At 30.6% G+C, this 19,772-nt stretch carries 16 protein-coding genes; 12 read left to right on the top strand and 4 right to left on the bottom strand.

What is annotated here, in order from left to right; translation table 11 throughout:
* The first annotated feature begins 751 nt into the window (after nucleotides 1–751).
* A complete protein-coding gene (locus tag CD31_RS15090) occupies nucleotides 752–1,801 on the top strand; it encodes a replication-relaxation family protein (protein ID WP_036078752.1) in 1,050 nt (349 codons plus the stop codon).
* Between the two features lie 361 nt (nucleotides 1,802–2,162).
* On the opposite strand, the gene CD31_RS15085 is transcribed toward CD31_RS15090, so the two are convergent.
* Nucleotides 2,163–2,531 carry a helix-turn-helix domain-containing protein gene (locus CD31_RS15085; protein ID WP_036078750.1) on the bottom strand — a complete coding sequence of 123 codons (369 nt, stop codon included), beginning with the start codon at nucleotides 2,529–2,531 and terminating at the stop codon, nucleotides 2,163–2,165.
* 126 nt (nucleotides 2,532–2,657) lie between these two features.
* Here CD31_RS15085 and CD31_RS15080 point away from each other — a divergent pair, with 126 nt between their 5' ends.
* The 10 genes from CD31_RS15080 to CD31_RS15035 all read left to right on the top strand — a co-directional run bounded on the left by CD31_RS15080 (nucleotide 2,658) and on the right by CD31_RS15035 (nucleotide 14,421).
* The gene (locus CD31_RS15080; RefSeq protein ID WP_036078748.1) at nucleotides 2,658–2,954 is read left to right on the top strand and encodes a hypothetical protein; all 297 of its coding nucleotides are present in this window, start codon (nucleotides 2,658–2,660) and stop codon (nucleotides 2,952–2,954) included.
* Nucleotides 2,955–2,968: 14 nt separating this feature from the next.
* Complete coding sequence (locus CD31_RS15075; RefSeq protein WP_036078745.1) at nucleotides 2,969–3,235, top strand: hypothetical protein; 267 nt, start codon at nucleotides 2,969–2,971, stop codon at nucleotides 3,233–3,235.
* A 100-nt stretch (nucleotides 3,236–3,335) separates the two neighbouring features.
* Nucleotides 3,336–3,632, top strand: coding sequence for a hypothetical protein (locus CD31_RS15070; RefSeq protein WP_036078743.1), 297 nt, complete (start codon nucleotides 3,336–3,338; stop codon nucleotides 3,630–3,632).
* A 182-nt stretch (nucleotides 3,633–3,814) separates the two neighbouring features.
* A complete protein-coding gene (locus CD31_RS15065; protein WP_036078740.1) occupies nucleotides 3,815–5,419 on the top strand; it encodes a hypothetical protein in 1,605 nt (534 codons plus the stop codon).
* A gap of 9 nt (nucleotides 5,420–5,428) precedes the next feature.
* The gene (locus tag CD31_RS15060) at nucleotides 5,429–5,686 is read left to right on the top strand and encodes a hypothetical protein (protein WP_036078873.1); all 258 of its coding nucleotides are present in this window, start codon (nucleotides 5,429–5,431) and stop codon (nucleotides 5,684–5,686) included.
* 649 nt (nucleotides 5,687–6,335) lie between these two features.
* Complete coding sequence (locus CD31_RS15055) at nucleotides 6,336–8,723, top strand: sacsin N-terminal ATP-binding-like domain-containing protein (protein ID WP_036078738.1); 2,388 nt, start codon at nucleotides 6,336–6,338, stop codon at nucleotides 8,721–8,723.
* Nucleotides 8,724–8,738: 15 nt separating this feature from the next.
* The gene (locus CD31_RS15050; RefSeq protein ID WP_036078736.1) at nucleotides 8,739–9,713 is read left to right on the top strand and encodes a TIR domain-containing protein; all 975 of its coding nucleotides are present in this window, start codon (nucleotides 8,739–8,741) and stop codon (nucleotides 9,711–9,713) included.
* Between the two features lie 491 nt (nucleotides 9,714–10,204).
* Complete coding sequence (locus CD31_RS15045; protein WP_036078733.1) at nucleotides 10,205–11,881, top strand: AI-2E family transporter; 1,677 nt, start codon at nucleotides 10,205–10,207, stop codon at nucleotides 11,879–11,881.
* A 108-nt stretch (nucleotides 11,882–11,989) separates the two neighbouring features.
* A complete protein-coding gene (locus CD31_RS22735) occupies nucleotides 11,990–13,318 on the top strand; it encodes a coiled-coil domain-containing protein (protein WP_052125386.1) in 1,329 nt (442 codons plus the stop codon).
* The gene (locus CD31_RS15035) at nucleotides 13,318–14,421 is read left to right on the top strand and encodes an AAA family ATPase (RefSeq protein ID WP_036078731.1); all 1,104 of its coding nucleotides are present in this window, start codon (nucleotides 13,318–13,320) and stop codon (nucleotides 14,419–14,421) included. The genes CD31_RS22735 and CD31_RS15035 overlap by 1 nt, the downstream gene beginning before the upstream one ends.
* 189 nt (nucleotides 14,422–14,610) lie before the next feature.
* On the opposite strand, the gene CD31_RS15030 is transcribed toward CD31_RS15035, so the two are convergent.
* The 3 genes from CD31_RS15030 to CD31_RS15020 all read right to left on the bottom strand — a co-directional run bounded on the left by CD31_RS15030 (nucleotide 14,611) and on the right by CD31_RS15020 (nucleotide 17,117).
* The gene (locus CD31_RS15030) at nucleotides 14,611–15,414 is read right to left on the bottom strand and encodes a hypothetical protein (protein ID WP_036078729.1); all 804 of its coding nucleotides are present in this window, start codon (nucleotides 15,412–15,414) and stop codon (nucleotides 14,611–14,613) included.
* Nucleotides 15,415–15,566: 152 nt separating this feature from the next.
* Complete coding sequence (locus CD31_RS15025) at nucleotides 15,567–16,121, bottom strand: hypothetical protein (protein ID WP_036078726.1); 555 nt, start codon at nucleotides 16,119–16,121, stop codon at nucleotides 15,567–15,569.
* A 15-nt stretch (nucleotides 16,122–16,136) separates the two neighbouring features.
* Nucleotides 16,137–17,117, bottom strand: a complete 981-nt coding sequence (locus tag CD31_RS15020) for a restriction endonuclease (RefSeq protein ID WP_036078723.1) — start codon at nucleotides 17,115–17,117, stop codon at nucleotides 16,137–16,139.
* Nucleotides 17,118–17,468: 351 nt separating this feature from the next.
* Here CD31_RS15020 and CD31_RS15015 point away from each other — a divergent pair, with 351 nt between their 5' ends.
* Nucleotides 17,469–19,772: an McrB family protein gene (locus CD31_RS15015; RefSeq protein ID WP_036078720.1), complete on the top strand. Its 2,304-nt coding sequence runs from the start codon at nucleotides 17,469–17,471 to the stop codon at nucleotides 19,770–19,772.

Genomic DNA, 19,772 nt, shown 5'->3' with positions numbered 1-19,772 from the left:
CTGATATTGGTAACCCATAATAGTGTCTATTTCATGTAAAGGTTACCATGACTGGTTACCTTAATCGAGTACCATAACTAAAAATGATAGTTTATTAAGATTTAAGTGGCACATAAATGGATTATTTTGAGAATTCTAGCTAGAACTTACGTTTGAAAATGATTTGGTAACGAATGATGGTAACTATATAAAATGCCATTATATCAACAATTTTGCAACACTATATATTAACGGTATCTGAATCTAGTAACCATTGAAAGTTACTAATAGCCGTAATAAGCATTTGATGGCAAATACGGATACAGGAACAATCAATATAGTTCAAAGTACTTCGATTTTATGATCTTAAATTATTGACATATAAAAACATTTCAATGGATCTAAATTAGAGATTTCGAGCATTTAATTGAAAATTATTATGAACCTTGTGCATTCTTAGCCTTACAGTTTTATTATGGTAGTTTACTAGAAATATAGAGAATCCCCGATATAATGCTTAATGAAAAGCAGTTAGATTAAATCCATTTTGAGCTTTCTCTACTGAATTCTCTATATATACCAAGGTGATATGATTTCCTATCTAGTTTTATTAGGTCGATTTTAATCTAAGTAATATAGTTTAATTGATCCGAAATAATAGGCTTTCAAGTAGAGGAAACTCTATTACTTTGGAAAACACTGTTACTCTGGCTTACTAATTCCGGGGTAACAGACTTTAGCAGTAACAACTATAAAAGGGGATAGGTACTATTTGTTTATCAAAGTAATTTTTAAAATAAATTTGAAGGGAGTTTGTAAAAGATTGGACGATGTTAGTGTAATTAAAGGGAAAGGGAGATCCCGGCTGGAAGTTAAAACTTCTGAAATCTTGTTATTAGAATATTTAGAACGTCATCGATTGCTTACGATGGCACAACTTTATAAGTATTTTACTCAGTTCTTGGGAGAAGAGATTAAAGAATACTCATTTAAAAATCGATTAAGAAGACTGGAGGAATTTAAATTAGTTCGTTCTTCTAGTTTTGCAGAAGGTTTCGATGGTGAACGTTTTAAGTGTTGTTCAATTGGTACTTGTGGAATCAATTTGTTAATTGAAAATGGGCTTTTGTTTGAAGATTACAATAAGAATCAAATATATCAACTATTAGAAAAGAAGAACAAACTTCATTTCTTATATACACAAGAGGTAGTTCTGAATATTATGTGTACCACTAAACAAAGATTATCATTGCCGCAATATAAGCATTGCAGTCAAACTAAATTATATAGCTCGTTATCACCGTCTCATGTTCCTTATGAAATGTGGATTGAGAAGACAAGTAAGCCCGTAGCTATGTTTAACAAGGGAGCAGCACACGCTAGGGCAGCGCAATTTATTAATAACAATCAACAGTATAAAAAAACTACTGGTAATTGGGTAACAATTATTCGTCCAGACTGGATATTAAAAAGGGAATTTGATAATCAAGGACAAAAAACAAGATATCTAAACATTGAATTAGATACCGGTACGGAGCCATTGGAACAACTAGAGGATAAGGTTTGGAGATATTGTATACTGGCTGAGCAGGATTCAGACAGTAAACACGGAGTTCTCTTTGTTCTTCCTGACGAAAGCTTTTCAAAAAGGACGAAGTATGGCGATAGAAGTCAGCGAATAACAAATATCCGTGAAAAAATATTTAATGATCCGTTTATGGCTGATAGGATAAAAAAAGTAAATTTAGCAGTAGGTGTAATATCGTTAAGAAATGCTGGGGTTGTTGCAACTAAGTTTTTGGTACCGGAATTATTTAAATAGTGGACTATTCAGCAAAGTTGCAGCTTTAGTACTTTATAAAATTTGTTTGTAGATGTGTAAGTAAATTTATCCCCCTTTAGAGGGGGATATCATTTGATTTTGGAAGTACAAATGTGATTATTCCAACAATCTTCACTTCAAAAATTACTAAAGCATTTGGAAAAACGAATATAGGAGAATTAGGGCATGAATAAATATAGAGATACTCTAGATTCCTTAAAAGTCGAGTAACGATGTGAGAATAAGTTTAATCTCGACATGAAATAAGTTGACTTGTAAAACGAAAAGACCTAAATCATGGATAGAGAAAAAATCCAAGACTTAGGTCTTTTTAGTTAAAATATCTACTTACAGGATGATACTACTCCTTGCTACTGGAAAATAAAAAAATGTACAGAGCTCTTTTTTGTTCAAATGTCATCTTTGAAACTATTTCTCCGATTTTATGTTCAATTTCTTTGTTTGCATCCACAGATTCTTCGAAATCTAAAGCCGAAGAAGTTTGGTGATATATACTATCCCTTTCAAGTATTTGAAAAAATTGACTCCTTGTAATCCCAAATTCATGACATATAGCTTCCAAAAGTGAAAACGATACCTCTTGTCTTCCTGATTCAATCTTAGATAAGGAAGGCTGGGATATTTTAATTTTTTTTGCGAAGTCAACCATTGTCATATTGTTTTTTTTTCTAAGTTGCTTAATTAGTCTTCCAATTAATAAATCACTCATATTTCAACCCTCTAAATATCATTATTAGTAATCGTATCGTTATTGCATTTTACAATCAATATATATCATGATATATTCTAATTAAGAATTTATTCATTTTTAGAATAAAATAAAGGGTGATATTTTATGATTGATGGATTTCAAAAAGTTGTGAACAAGTTAATCGAAGAAAGGCTTGAACAGATTATTACTAGTGAAGAGTATGTTATGTATTCAGAATTGCTGCATAAGGATCTGGATGAGAAGCTTACCCAATTTGGAAAGTTTGACGATGAGGCAAAAAGAATCGAGTTCATCGACGACATTAAAGGAAACATCTTTGATCAAGTACATATCCAAACAAAATTAGCATATAGGACAGCTTTTAATGATGCCCTTGTATTTGCGATAAATTCCTTGGTCAATCCACAGAAAATGTTTTAGAAGGAGGGGAGCGTGTGCAATATTCGAAGCAATTAGGATTTATTCAAGTCGAGCTACATAGAATTACCAAAATAAATGAAGATCCCCGTGCAGATATATCTGAAAAGCTTCTAACAGATTTAATAACTCTTCTAGCAAAGTATGAAATTGTGACTGACCATTTTACTTTTGATTTTTCCAGCAGTGAGAAATGTGAGCAGCGAGATATTTTGCACTTAGCTTTGATAAAAGCAGGAATGCGAATCGAAAAGGAAAATCAACTGTTACAAGAAAATGTGTAATAGAAAATTAAGTGTCTTTTAAATCAACCCGTAAAAGCGAGTGGAAAGTATAGATTCTTTAATAATGAAAATGAAATACAACATAAAGGGGACAAGCTATATGCAAATTTATTCAGGGAAATTAGTAATTGATCTGGCAACAATTGTTGAAAGTGATGAAGAAAAAGTCATGAAAATTAATGCACATGAAGCATTATCTTCAGAATTGATGCAGGAACTGAGAGTGATACTGGGGGCTGCTGGGTATTTGGCTGGAAGTGTAGGAGCAACGCTGGAGAAAGTGGAAGATGTCAACACAAACGATTATTCAATGATTAAATCATATGTAAAGCAATCCAAGAAAGATGTACATCGAGTATATAACAAGGATAACAGAGCAACTTTTAGAATTGAGTAACAGGAATTAATAATAACCTAAATGATTTATGGGCTATGCATGCAATTCTGGTAATGCAACTATGAGGTTATCTTACTAATATCGAGATAACCTTTTTATTTCAATGATATTAAAACATATCAATAAATGAGAGAGAAGAATTCAATTCAATTGTATCTATAAGAGAAGGGATGTGGTTTTGAGTGGGGACATATATTCGCCTATCGGTGCTTCCTGAAGAGATTTCACAACAAGATTGGAAAAGTGTTTACAAAGAAACAGTGATATTAATGCAAGCTTATGATTTTGCAGAATTAAAAGAAAAAAATTTATTTGACACTCAGATCCCTGTATATGTTAAATCCAAAGAACACGAAGAGCCTTCTCGATATTGGGAAACATGTGGAGATTTAGGCAGTAAGAAATTTGCAGAAACTTTCATCCTTTACTCAGATATTAAAATGTATAGGGATGCTGCACCATCTACTAATAATGAAACAGATATTTTAATGAATAGCGAAAGCTCAGTTGTCGTTTTTGATTCTAAGACTCAAGGATACCCTTACCATCTTTATATATTAGCCATTGCTATGCTTATTGAGAGTCGTTTTCCCAAGTTTGCTAGTGTAAGTGGAGATATAGATTATCTGCAGTGTATAAAAGCAAAAGAATGGGCAGACACTCATCTCTCAACCCCAATAAAGTTACCGTTACGCGTTGATCCACAGCAGTTACTTAACCGATTTTTTCCTAAAAGTGAACGTGAAAAGATAGAATTGATTGAAAGATGGACAATTGCAGATCAGGAAAAAATCATGGAGATAATTTATAAGAACTCTGATAAAGAAACTTTCCATAATTGGATTAAGGAAAAATTAGTTAAGTACTCTTCCTCAACACAGATTGGAGCTGTTAAGCTCTTGGTCTATTATTTGAATCTAGTTAAGGAACTAGATAGTTTGTTTTTAATGGCTTGCAAGGAGGAAGGTGGACCGAAGTACAACCCTGAAGAAATGTTAAGGGCAATTACTCTTACTTGGGTAAGTATCCCCTCACAAAAACATGATTTTTTAGAAGCCTTCCGCAAAATTGAAGGTCATCCAACCATTGTTGAAAGAAAATTTGGAATGATGGTAATGGATATCAAGTTTCCGGGACGTGAAATTAGAACCTATATCCCTTTAACCGAGGTTGTGGAAAAGTTAACCTCTTATTTTCCAGATTGGGAGAATGAAGCGAGACTTTTATTACAACAGGAAAATACTAGGATAGAAGATGAACTTCTGGAATTCTATAAGAGTATTGCTCCTATGTTGGGTCTAAATAACAAGAAGGAAAGCGAAGGTAGTTATTTGGATATGGAAGATGCTTTTCTTTATTTTGATAATCATTCGGTTTTGCTGACCGAAAAGCAAGACTTCCATTTAAAAACAGTAGCATTTAGCATTGAAAAATTTTTAAGGAAAAATCCAGAGATTAAAGAACGACTTTATAAATATGAAATTGAATCGATGAAGTTAATACTCGGAAAAATGCTTACTGAAAAGTCTCAGATATATCTTACCGAAGATGCTTGGCTAAGGCTTGAAGGAGTTCTAGAAGAAGAGTTTATTGTAACGCTACTTGCAAAGCTAATACTGGATGACTTTTATAATTTAAAAAGGAAAGCTGACAACTATAAGCTGTTAAGGGGCATGTTTGAAAACAAGCTAATTACTGAAAAAATAACAAAGTACAGGAACGACCCCGAAGTAATAACATATATTCAGGAAATGATTGATAAGGAAAAGAATACTAATAGAGATTGAGGGATGCAAATGAAGCTTCTTATGTGCCTTGAATGTAATGATATATTTAATCTAGACCTGTCAGAAAAAATTTGCAGCTGCGGAAGAAGTAAGGGGAAATATATAAACCAGCAACTTGCTGAATATACGGGAAAGTCTGCGGTACCTCTTGGCTTTTCTAACCCATCATTTATACAAGCAATTAAGGATCAACCGAATGAAGGAATGGGTAAGGAGTTCACTGCTTTTGTTATCCCTAAGAACTGTGAGACTTTTTTTAGAAAGTGATGTGTAGGGATGTACAAGAAGATAGTTAATATTAATCAGTGGCCTAGAAGTATAGATCAAAGTAAATCAATGAATACAATTATGGAAGACCGAAAAAGGATTAGGGAAGAAAAAATAAATGAGTTTCAGAAGCAAGCTGATGTACTCCTTGATTTAATCAAAAAGGGTTTCTAGTGAATTTAGGGACTTTAGTATGGGGTGTACTATTGAAACATACAAGAAAAATTAAATTCATTAGATAGAGCTAATTCAATAGTTTAATAGGTGGTTAAGGGCATTTTAGAATTACTAGCATTTAAGCACTTTAAATTAAATAAAACAGACAGAAAATTTGTATTCTGTCTGTTTTTTGATGGTTAAACACAAGATTAGTATTTTTTATTAGGGTAAAAAGGTATATTTAAAGAAGTGGGTATTTAGAAATTTCTGGGGATGAAAACATCTAGAGAAAATACTCACTACACTAAATAACTATTTTATGAACTGACTTGCAAACCTTTACAATGGAAATAAATAGGCGGATTTTAATAAGAATCATTGTATTTTTTATTTCTTTGCTTAATTAAATTGCAGTGTCATAGCTATGGAGAAAAATGCGCAGAACTTGGTAATTTTGTAAAGTACAGGGAAAAGGGGTTTGATTATCACTATGTCTAATGAAGTAGTATTATTAAATAAAGTTTTAGATGCGAGTTCTAATACAATTTGGGATGAATTGAAAAAGATAAAAGAGTCATCAGAAATAGAAAAAAGGACTATTAGGCGTAGATGGATATGGGAACTCATCCAGAATGCATCTGATTGTACACCGAAAGGTAAGAAGATAGATATAAAAATTTATTATTCTAATAAGAAAATTATATTCAGCCATAATGGGCTACCGTTTTCCTATGGAAATTTATTAGATTTAATCACTCAAATTTCTTCTAAACAAAGTTCAGAAGAAAAGAAAACAGGGAAGTTTGGAACTGGTTTTATGTCAACCCATTTATTGTCAGATGTTGTACAAATTCAAGGGTCTTTTGTTCAAGAAGATAATAAGTATAAAAAACTAGAGTTCACCGTTGATAGATCTGGAGAAAATTATAGCGATATTAAGAATAAAACAAAAATAATGTTAGAACAACTAGAACTATTAACCAAAAGTCAAGAGGCATTACAAGCCACGTATGAGGATACAAAATTCATTTATTCAATAGAAGATGAAAACATAAGAGAAGCAGTAGAGGAAGGGATAGTTGATTTAAAAGAGTCTATCCCATATGTATTAGCTTTTAATGAGAATATAAACTCTATTACTTACAATGGGAATTGTTACAAGAAGGGTAAAGAAGATATTTCAAAAAAAAATGACAAGCTAAAAGTTGTTCGAATTGATGCTTCTGATAATAATAAAGAGTTACTAATATTAAATGAAAAAAATGTAACTATTGGATGCGCAATTGAGCGTAAAGACAATAAGTTATATTTCTTAGCAATACCTAGTATTATGCCAAAAGTCTTCTGTGAATTTCCGCTATTAGGAACTGAAGAATTTAGTTTTCCTATAATTATTAATTCGAAATTATTTGAAGTAGAAAGAGATAGAAATGCCATTCGGGATAGTAATCCGGTAAATAAAGAATTAATAAAGGTAGCTGTCTCTTTATATAAGGAATTAATAGATTATTGTTCCAATAGCAATATGACTAGAAATGAATTTAATATTTGTATACTAAAACCCAATGTCACATCAACTATTCAAACATATAGCTATAAAGAAATTAAAGAATATATTGAGAAGAGTGCAATTGTCCCTATTCAGGGTTCAGAGCGATTAGCATATAAAGATAATGAAGGTAAGGTAAAGATAAGTATACCAAAGACCAAAAAGAATACACTTAATAATTTATTTTGGGATATTTTATCTAAGCATAAAGGGTTAAAGATACCGACAAGAGATACATACTTAGGTTGGGCTGCGGTTTTTGGAGGGAATGTTGATTTCTCTTGGATGAATAATGTTCTTAAAGATCTAAATATTGAAACATTAGTCGACTGTTTAGAAAAAGGTACTTTATGCTCAGATTGGTTAAATACATTTTATTCTCTTTGGATTAGTGATGCAGGAGTTGAAGAAGTTGTAGAATCTGCATTTGTACCGAATCAGATCAATGATTTCGTACAATTTGGTAATATACATTTCGATAACAATATTGAAATTGAATTAAAAGAGATTTTAACATTATTGGGGGGTAAAATTAAAAAACAGTTATTAAACCAAGACATTACTTCATTCTATCAATATTTTGAAGAACATCCAGATAGAATTAAGAATAATGAATTATGTTCCGATCAAATAGATATAAAAGTATCACAACTGTTAAGCAAAGAAGCTATTGATAGGGAGGAAAGAAAAGAAGATACACAAAAGATATTTAATAGACTAACTAATTGGTTCCTAGCAAATCCAGAAAAATCAAAAGAGTGGTTTGAAACTTTATATTCAAAGAGAATGATGCTATCTTCTCCAGAAGAAAATCTTAGAAGATATAAAATAGCAGAAAAAATAGAAGAGAATAATATTAAATATGAAGATTTAGATGAAATTATTAGTAATCGAGACAAGGTGTTAGAAATTATTAACAACTCCGAACTGAGTAGAGAAGATATAATCGAACAGTTAAAACATATTGTTACCTCAACAGAAGAGATGAGACGCTATGTTGAGAATTTAATATTAAGAAGTACAGAAAATATTTTTAATTATTTGAGTGGTCTTAAAGACTATACACTTCCAGCAACTTTAGAAGAATGGATGAATGAAAAGTATTCTGATACCGTATTTCCAGCTAAGTATAAGAAAGATGACATTAGAATTGTTATTCGTCCAAGTGATTATCAAAAAATAATTTTTTATTATGATGAAGAATTAGAGGCTTTAGATGATTACGCCTATCAATTGTGGACGGATGACGGAGAAAAACAAAGAATGGTTACTCTAGGTGATTTGCTTAAAACAACAGGTATATCTAAAATTCCATTAACCAAGATATGAGCGAGGTAATTTTTAGTGTTTAGAACAAACAATGATATAAAAAACAAAATAATTACAAATTATAGAAAGAATACAACATATATACACCCAATTGCGAGTCCTGAAGAAATTGCTAAATTTATTGCTGCATACTCGAACAGTAATGGTGGAGATATTATTTTAGGTATAAAAGATGATGGCATGACATTAAGCATTAAAAAATTCGCATTTAAGCTTAATATAGGCAATATTCTAGATTTATTAGATGGTGCGGTGAAAATTAAGTATAATCATTTCACATTTAAAGGTAGTAATCTCTTTTACATTTCAATTGATAAATCAGATGAGTTAGTAAAAGTAAATAATATACCTTATAAAATTAATAAAGATGGTGATTTAGAAGAGATGGCCATAAAAAAAGTTTTTATTTCGTATGCACACAAAGATAGTGATCTAGTGAATATTTTAGAAGAAGAATTGAAAAAACATAAAAACATTAAAATAACTCGTGATATAAATGTTACAGCATACAGAGATAGTTTGGACGAATTTATGAAGACTATTAAGGAACATGATTTTGTTATTTCAGTGGTGAGTAGTGCCTATATCAAGTCATTAAATTGCATGTATGAAGTTATGCATTTAATGCAAGATAAAGATTATCTAGAAAAGTTATTTTTTATTATTGTTAATAGATATGATGTAGAATACTATGCTGAAAAAAATAGGTATGATGGCTTTGAAGCGAAAATTTATGATGTTATAGATAGATTAAAATATATTACTCATTGGAGAGATAAAAAAGTAGAACTAGAGCAAAGTATTAATGAAGCAGGGCTTTCCCCAGAGTTAATGGTCAATCTAGCGGTAGATATGCGAAAGTTAAATTCTGTAATACCTTCAATGGATGACTTCATCAAGTTGTTGAGTGATAAAGTAGGCAGATCATTTAAAGAAATGTATGAGGATGAATTTAAGGAAATAATAGATACAATTAATAGATCACATTAGTAAATATATTTCAGGTGGCTTTAGGAAGTCTAATTATCTAACAGTATTATTCAAATTCTTCTTTGAATAAACTAAAAAAGACAGGAAAATATTTATCCTGTCTTTTTTTGCCTCTTAAATTTCTAAGGTGAACTGCATCATAAGGGATATATAATAGTAGCATTCAATTAATTCGAATAGTCGCTTTGCTGCTAGACATAATTTACTAATGGATTTTGGAAGATTACGGATTGTTCACTGTGATACCGTTCTTAGAAATGGCTTTATTAATCCACAATTCATTCTCAACAAAATTAATATCACACAAGTCGAATGCCATTGCTTTACCTTTTTACATGCTGGGATTAGCTAGTAAATGCAATAGGTGTATAAACCATCGTCATGTAACTCTAATTATAGGTAAAAAATTACTTACCAAATAATTGAAATAGAGTTTGAAGTGAATTTCAGTTAAACTATTTATATATGTATTCATAACTCTGAGGTGGCAAATGTCAAAAGAAAATGCAAGTTTGAAGATTACAGATATTGAAGTTGAAGATTCGTTCGACTTTGATGAACTAGAAAATAAATTACAAAGCGAATTAGATATCCAACTTTCAGATTTAGATTTATTAAAGGAAGAAAAAGAAAAATTCGGGAATGTCGACAATTTAGGAAATACAATAATGAATGTGGTTTGGGAACAGTTTACTAATCAAATTGCTGCTAAAGCAGGGGAGGACTTTATTAAAGAAAATAGAGGTCTTACATTAGATTTAAGGAAAGAAGCTCATATTCAGACCACTGAAAATTTTGAAAAAGGTAAAATAGCAAAACATAATACTAAAATCGATTATCAGCAACGTTACGACGATTATCAAGGAAGGTTTCAAAAAGATGATAATGGTGAAATTAAAACAAGAAAAGATAGTAGAACTGGCAAGGATAAAAAGGTATTAAACAAAGATGCGCGAGATGATTTTGATAAAGGAAGAGATAAAGGTTCCACTAGTGTTAATAAAGATCATACAGTCTCGGCAGGTGAAATCAATCGTGATCCAGAAGCAAATGCACATTTAAGTAGAGATGAACAAGTGGCTTTTGCTAATAGTGAGAAAAACCTTAATGACTTAGATTCTTCAGCTAATCAATCGAAAGGTGATAGTAGCATGAATGATTGGTTAGATAGTGAACGTGATGGTAAAAAGCCTACTGAACGATTTGACATCAATGAAGAAGAGTTGAGAGAACAAGATCGCGTTGCTCGTGAAGAATATGAGAAAAAGAAGCAAGAAGGAATTCAAAAATCTATAGAGACAGGAAAGCAATCACGTAAGGAAGAAGCCTTTAGAATAACAGGAAAGGCTCTTCGTACTGCTGTTATGCTAATGTTTACCGAGTTCCTTAAAGAAGTAATTGGCAAACTGATTAAATGGTTAAAATCTGCTCAGAAAAATATGAATACGCTAATTGACCACATTAAAGAGGCAATTAGTTCATTTATAAGTAAATTAAAAACCCATTTGAAGAATGCTGGAAATTCAGTCCTAACGACTATTTTTACAGCTATATATGGTCCGATCGTAGCGACTATAAAAAAAGTATGGACTTTGTTAAAGCAAGGATGGAAATCAATAAAAGAAGCTATTAATTATCTAAATAAGCCTGAGAATAAAGACAAACCTATTGGTATCCGTTTGCTTGAAACAGGAAAAATTGTAATGGCAGGATTAAGTGCTGTTAGTGCAATACTGTTAGGGGAAGCAATTGAAAAAGGTTTAATGGCAATTCCGTTTCTTGCAGTTGAAATCCCCCTATTAGGGAGTCTAGCAAGTTTGATAGGATTGTTTGCAGGCGGTTTAACTGCAGGGATTATTGGGGCAATAGCTATAAACTTAATTGATAAAGCTATTGAAAAAAAGCAGATAACTTATAATGTAGGTCAACAAATCGAAAAAGGGAATGAAGTTTTGAATACGCAATCCCTACTAATAGAATTGAATAGTGAGAAACTTGCTAATACCAAAAAAAACGTGTCTAGTTCAATAGCCAAAAGACATGAATTAGCAAAACGAGAAATGGAACAATCCTTAAATTCAATATTCAATGAGGATACATTGAATTCAAAAGACAACAAGGATTCATTTGATGAGATGGAGCAAATGATTAAAGAGCTTTTGGAATAAATTTTACACTCTATGAGTGATTATACCGAGAATAATCAAAATAAAAATAATGATGAATTTGATTTTATTTCCGATGAACTTAAAATCTTATCGAATTAGAGGGTTAATATGAACGAACTAGTTATTCAAACACATAATTTTGAAAAAGCAAAAAATCAGTTAAAACAATTTTCTATGACGAAACCAGATGAATTAGCTTTAAAAAAAGTTGACGTTGATGGGGGATTGTTTAATTGGTTTGATCATAAGGTAACAGGTCAAGAATTAAATGCTTTAACAAATCAGGTACAGGATTATCTAATCAAATTTAATACTCTAAATACAAAGTTTATTAAAGAATTTGGAGAAGTGTATAATGCGTTGGAAGCATTAGATAAAGAATACATACAAGCAATACTAATTTCGATTAAGGCTGCTGAAAAAGCAAGTAAAGAAGCGAAAGATGCTCAAAAAGATATCAATAAAACTATAGAAATGCAAAAACAAACAATATTAGTCTTAAAGAATTTTAAGGAAAAACTGGATAAATATGAGCATCTTGAAAGTGTTGATGAAGTATGGAAAGATACACAAAAATCTGCAAAAAAGCTAAAGTCAATAAATGCAGAATTTGATAGCATAAAACAAAACGTTGAAAATCAAGCTGATACGATATTTTACTTGAATCAATTTAATGAAGAGTTGAGTAAGTTCAATCATCTTAGAGATATTGATCAATTATGGGAGGATGCTCAAACTTTCTGTGAAAATATTAAATCGATTAATACGCGAATTGAACGTATTAATGATTCAATTAAAATTCAAGGTCACGAAGTGGATACCTTAAATCAATTTAAGGATGAGATGAGAAAGTACAACCATCTCGGAGATATTGACCAAATGTGGGAAGATGCTCAAGCTTACAGTAAAAATATTAAATCGATTAATACGCAAATTGAAGGTATTAATGTTTCAATCAAAAATCAAGGTCACGAAGTAGATACCTTAAATCAATTTAAGGAAGAGATGACAGAGTACAACCATCTCGCAGATATTGACGAAATGTGGGAAGATGCTCAAGCTCACAGTAAAAATATTAAATCGATTAATACGCAAATTGAAGGTATTAATGATTCAATCAAAATTCAAGGTCACGAAGTGGATACCTTAAATCAATTTAAAGATGAAATTAGCAACTACAACCATCTTAGAGATATTGATCAAATGTGGGAGGATTCTCAAAATTCTAAGGTAGAAGTTAAATCACTTAACGAAAAGGTGGAAGATCTTAGAAAAGATTTGAATGTTGCTAAGCAACAAATGAATGAAGATAAGATGAATTACGAGAGCAAGATTAATACTCTGTTTAAGAAAACGAAAATTGCATATGTCTTAGCTGGAGGTTCCATAGGTATTACACTAATTCAATTTGTGTTGAATATATTGGGGATTCTATAATGGGAAATAAATACGAAAATGCTTTTTTAGATTTAGCTTCGAAATTAGATGCATTGGTAGGAGAACATGGAGAAATAACGAAGTATGCTATAGCAATTGTCGAAAATCAAGACCAAATAGCGACAATCACATTACTTAAAAAGATATCCGATGTTGTTGATTTGAAAAAACACATTCAAGAAGTTCAATTGTTGGCAAAAGCATTAAAGGATAGCTTAATTAAGTATTATGGTTATATTACAGTCTTGAATATTTGTAATAAGGATTTAATAGTTGAAGACAATAGGACTTTGCCTGAATTGTTATCTGAATTAAATGAACTAATAGGTCTGAATAATGTGAAAATAAAAGTAAATGATCTTATCGCTTATCAAAAGGTACAGCAGATGCGTAAAGCCAAAGGGTTAACATCTACTAAAAACACTCTTCATCTCGCCTTTATGGGTAAACCCGGAACAGGGAAAACTACTGTGGCTAGAATTGTAGGAAGAATTTATAAACAGATAGGATTACTCTCGAAAGGGCATTTCATTGAGGTGTCCAGAACGGACTTGATAGCGGGTTATCAAGGTCAGACAGCTCTGAAAGTGAAAAAGGTTATTGAAAAAGCAAAAGGCGGTGTGTTGTTCATTGATGAGGCTTACAGCATTACCGAAAATGACCATAGCGATTCTTATGGTCGAGAGTGTTTGACTGAACTGACAAAAGCACTAGAAGATTATCGAGATGATTTGGTTGTAATAGTAGCTGGTTATACAGAACCAATGAATAAATTTTTTGATTCGAATGCGGGGCTTAAATCTCGTTTTAACACGTTCATCGAGTTCGAAGATTATACAGCAGATGAATTAGAAGAAATTCTATTGATGATGTGCAATAGAAATGAATATATCTTAAATGAAGATGCTAAAAAGAAAATTAGACCGGTATTACAAGAGTTAGTTGAAAGGAAAGACGGGAATTTTGCCAATGGTCGCTTGGTTCGAAATATTTACGATGAGCTGATTATGAACCATGCTAAAAGAGTCGTGGATATTGAAAACCCAAGTAGAGAAGAGTTATCACTTATAATTGCTAATGATTATAAGGAATTAGGAAATTGAGGATATGGAAGCATTCTAATGAGAAAAAGACAATGGTAAGAATGATTTACCATTGTCTTTTTGACTTTTAAAAAATTATATTGAAGCTTACCGTAAATATATGAATATCTGTTGTTTAATAATATAGCGTGATGTCAGTATTTCAATACCTGTATTGAGAATCCATAATTATATTGTTATCAAATTTCTTTAGTCATAAATAGGAATTAATTTTATTCTATTTAAAGCGAAAATGTAATCACTAGTTAATTGATCCCTAAAAAATTCTTTTATATTTATTAAATTAAAATTGGAACTTAGATTGGGCTGATCGTAAGAATCATCAATAAAATATAATCCATAGTATTTTTCACACTGAAAACTTTCTCGTAATCCATACTGAATTGCTCTTTTTTTAGTTAAAAAAATATTAATCCATAGCTCTCTTTTAATAGATAGTGGGATAATATAATTTCTTTTTAGAAATTTCTTTCCTGATAAGTTTTTTAGCAGTGTTTGATGTTCTACGGTAATATCTATAGGTTCATAAGCCTGAAAAAAATCATATTCAATATTTGAATTCTCTAGAGCATCTATAATAACCTCTATGACTAAGTCTTCTACTTCAATTATTTCTAATGGTAAAGATACTGGCTTCCTTATATCAAATAAATTGTGATATAAATCTTCTTTTGGATCATTTATCCGAAAAATTGTAATAAGTTTTCCATCATAAGAAAAAATAGACTTAAATATAAAATCTTCATTATGATTATCCTTGAAACTGAAATCGTATTTATATCTTTGATTAATTTTATCTACTTTAAAATTATTAATATTGATTGTTATTTCGAAATTTCGAACATTAATTATTTGAGTCTGTCTAAGATTTGTTGGATTAAAATCTATTTTAGATAAAATATCCCACGGGTATCGCTTTCTCCGTAGATAGGATTTATGTTCTCTTGAATGGGTATTTAACCAACGAGCGTATGTTGCTTTATATATCGTCAATTATATATCAGTCCCTTTATATAAATTAATATCATAATAATAGGAAAGTTAATTCGAGAAACTTATTATAGTGAATAATTAAAAGCACTGTTTCTAACAGCGCCTTAATAAAGAATACTATGATTGAAGTCGATAAGTTCTATTTATAATAATTAAATCCTTATTACACGATAAATAATACATGTCTTATTAAAGATAGAATATTTAAATTCTAGCTGACTTGCATCACCATTTAAATATTTTTCAAAATCAAGGAATAATTCTTCTTCAGTTCTCTTATTCATGGGTAAACTTTTAATTTTCGCATAATCGAATAACATATTTCCCACATGAATTGTAATATATCTTTCGTTATTTAAAGAAACTAAATGAATATCATTAGGAACCATGCGATAAGTCATAATCTTCTGGATATTTTGTGGTTCTGGATTACTAATATTTAGAGTGTTTACCCAAAATAGTAAGGGTTTATATTCATCTGGTTTTTGCTCTAATATAAAATAATGCTTATAGTTTGTTAAGGTTAATCTTTGAATTTTATATGTTTTAGCTATAAATATATCTTGTATAAATTTAGTATTATCAGCATAAATTTTCGCGTCCCAAATCATGTTTTGAATATTGTACATATTAGTTTCTTTATTAATTTTATTTAAATTTTTATATTGTAGTCTTGTTAAATAAGGAATGAAATTATGTTCTGTCATCATATTCCTCCAATTTTACTCCGGTATATAAATTCGTTTTAATGGTATTAACGCTCTGACTTCATTTGGCATTTTTTCATACCATTCAACAACTAATTCAACAAGGTCATCTAAATCAAGTGTTTTGACGGCACTGTGTTTGGCTACCGCAAGTGCTTGATTTGTGAATCCACCTGTTGAAACAAATAATGAGTTACCTTGAATGGGATCAGCACCTAATAGTTGTTGAATTTCGGGTGAACCTGCAGAAGATTTTCTGTGTTTCACTTGAACCTTAATTATGGGCTTTTCAAAGCCAAAAGCATCTTTATATGCTAAAACATCTACGCCTCCATCTGGACCTTTGGGGCTTACCTTTACATTATAATCCATAGCTTGTAGTAAGCCTCCAACAAGGTCTTGTAATTGCCATGCGTCTAAAGCATCTATTTTATCAGCGATTAGAGTTGTTGATTTGCCTATTAAATCTTCAATTACTGCTTCATCTTCAGCCTCGGTATCCGGCTCTACTGATAATGGATAATTTGATATTAATTTTTCAATTTCATTTTTAAGATTATCTACTCTAAAGATTGTTAAAATTGACCCTAATGTGTTTTTAGCTGCTTGTGAAAGAGAATCACGACTTATTCTCTTATCTTCCCATTTCACTTTAATGTGATTTGGATAATCTGGATTTCCTATTGCTGTATTATGAAAATGTTCCTGTTCAACTGTACCAATAATATATTCGCGTTTTTCTTTAGAATAAGATAAAATGCGATCACCAATTTTTATCTCATTAATAAAGCGCCAAACTTGACTCATTTGACTTTGCCGTGTACTTGGCTTTCTTTCTTCATATACTTGATTAGCTACTGATATCAGATCTTTTTTCGTGGCATATTCTTTAGGGTTTCCAATGGCTGGCCAACCAACTGATGCGATATTATTATTTAGCCAAGTTTCAATTAATTCATTATGGTCACCAGCTCTAACCATCCACCAATGCTCCATTTATAATCCTCCGGTCTTAATAATTTTACTATATTTGGATTATAATGCATAAGTTAGCTCATTGAAAACTATTCTTAGACATAGAGATAAATTAAAGAACATATGAGCTTCTTTCGAAGATGATAATTTTTTCTAAATCTGTTGAATTTCATAAGTCTAGCTTGCTTTAATACGGCAAGGTACTATTTGAAACCAACATTAATAGAAAACTGTATAAACTTGGAATTCTCAAAAAGTTTATTAATTAATAAATAGCTTGGATCATAGATTTAATTATAAATAACATAGGAAAAAGGAATTAAATTACTTATAATAATAGTAATTAAAATAATTTAATAGTTGGTGAGTAAAATGAATTCAATTGTCCTAGATTCCGAGTTTCTAAATAATATAGAAATTACAAAATACCTTCCTTCTTTTACTAAATTTCATTCTTGGTTATTAGAAGAAGACTATAGTTTGTACGATGAATCCTTTTTGGCAGCTAAAGATGTCCTAAGTTTTATCAAATCTGGTGCGAAGACTAAAAAGAAGAAAATACTCAAATTGTACTTTGAACAATTTGATAATGAAAATATAAAACAATTTATTAGTCCTTTATCTGATGCAATAGAGGCAAATATAAATGAAGATATGAGTTTAGCTTTATCAAAGAAAAATGAATTAATTTCACTTGGGATTCTAAACTTTACTAAACAATATATTGAACAAATTTCAAAGTATAATCCACAACCTTTAATTGATACTGAGTCAAGTACTCAACAAATTCATTTAGAAGTGAAAAACGATGAACAAATTATACAGCAAGATTCGCTAAAAATTATTAAGCAAAAGTCTCATTATATTAGTTGGTTGGAAGGTGATATTGTTCCAACATTAGAAAAACTAAAGCGTGAATATGCAAATAATACTATATCAGAAGAATCTGTACGTAATTTTGTAAAAGAATTTCGTAAATTTGTAGGGGGAAAATTGTTATTCTACATTACAGATGTAAACGAAAAAACAGTTTCCGGTATTCCGCTTGAAATAACAAGCTCAGGTTATGAGGAAATGAAGCATCCATTTTTAAATATTACATGGGAAGTATCTGCTCCTATTGAAAAATATGTAAAAAATATTAAATATAAGGCTGGAGATATTGTTGAAGCTTCATTCAATGAAACACGTAATGAAAATTTTAGATACTTATTGCTTTTTGTAGATTTTGGACGTGCTACAGCACTTCCTCGTACAATATTGGATGTATTAGCCACAAATTTGAAGCAAGACGTATTAAAAGAAGTATTAATTAATTTAAATGTATCTGAAGAAAATGATGAACATATTCAAGCGTATGTAATTCAAAAAGTACTAGAAAGATCGGACTTGGTAAAACAGAAGTTAATGAAAAACTTAGAAAATCTAGAAGAGAATCTCACTCTTATACAAATTAAAGAGAAGGAATTAGAGCAACAGCAGATGGAACTAAATGAACAAGAAAAACAGTGGCAAAATATTCTACAGCGTATTGATTATTATAAAAGATTTGAGCAATTTAATAACGTCAGTATTGAAGAAGAACATAATGAAATTCCTTTTAATCCCAAACTATTTATTGAACAATTACAATCTCTTTTTTATTATAACGACGAACAACAACTTGTTTATAACAAAGAAATAATTCGCAGTTTTGTGTATGCGTTACAATCGAATATTTTAACAGTGCTTGCAGGTCCTTCTGGTACGGGTAAATCAAGTATTGTTCATGCATTTGCAAATGCAGTTAAAAATGTAGAGGTACGTATGGTTCCAGTACAATCTAGTTGGACAGATACGCAGGATTTACTTGGATACTTTCATCCGACTGATAAGGCTTTTGTTCCAACTCCATTTATGGAAGCAATGGCAGAAGCAGCGCAAAAGGATAGTGCCCATAAAATCTTTTTAATTTGTTTAGATGAGATGAATTTAGCACATGTAGAATATTATTTTTCTGAAATACTGAGTGCAAGAGAAGATAAAAATCAGGAAATAAGATTATATCCAAAGCGTCAATGGGAAACAGCAAAGTTGATTTTAGAACAAGGACAAGTAGATATAGAACGTTTACACAGTGCAAAAGAATTAATTGAACTATATCCACCTGTATTTAGTATACCTACAAATGTACGTTTTATCGGAACATTAAATATGGATCATACAGTGAAACCATTGAGTCCTAAAGTAATTGACCGAAGCTTCATAATCGAAATCAATCATTTAAGTGCTTCTGAAAAACGTGAAATTATTTCTTCTTTGGATGTTTTACAGGGCAAAGTGGAAATGGATTATGAAAAATTTATTGAATCATATAGCGAGGAAGGCATTTTGGAGGTTTACATCGATGAATTGCAGAATATTTCAGATTTATTCGAAGATTTTCCGAATGCCTCGCTTAATAGTCGAGGAATGAAACATTTAATTAAAATATTAACTTACTGTAAAGATGCTAACGAAATAGAAAAAATCATTGATTATTTAATTTACGGTAAAATTTTACCACGTTTAGAAATTAAGAAAAGTGACTTTGTGCCATTTGAAAATACTATAATGTCCCAACTTCAAAAATATGAAGAGTCATATAAAAAACTACAAAAGATGGTAGAAGCAAAACATACTATAACGTTTTGGTAG

The organism is Lysinibacillus boronitolerans JCM 21713 = 10a = NBRC 103108, assembly GCF_000772935.1.
GTDB lineage: Bacteria > Bacillota > Bacilli > Bacillales_A > Planococcaceae > Lysinibacillus > Lysinibacillus boronitolerans.
This window is presented reverse-complemented; position numbering and strand designations above follow the sequence as displayed.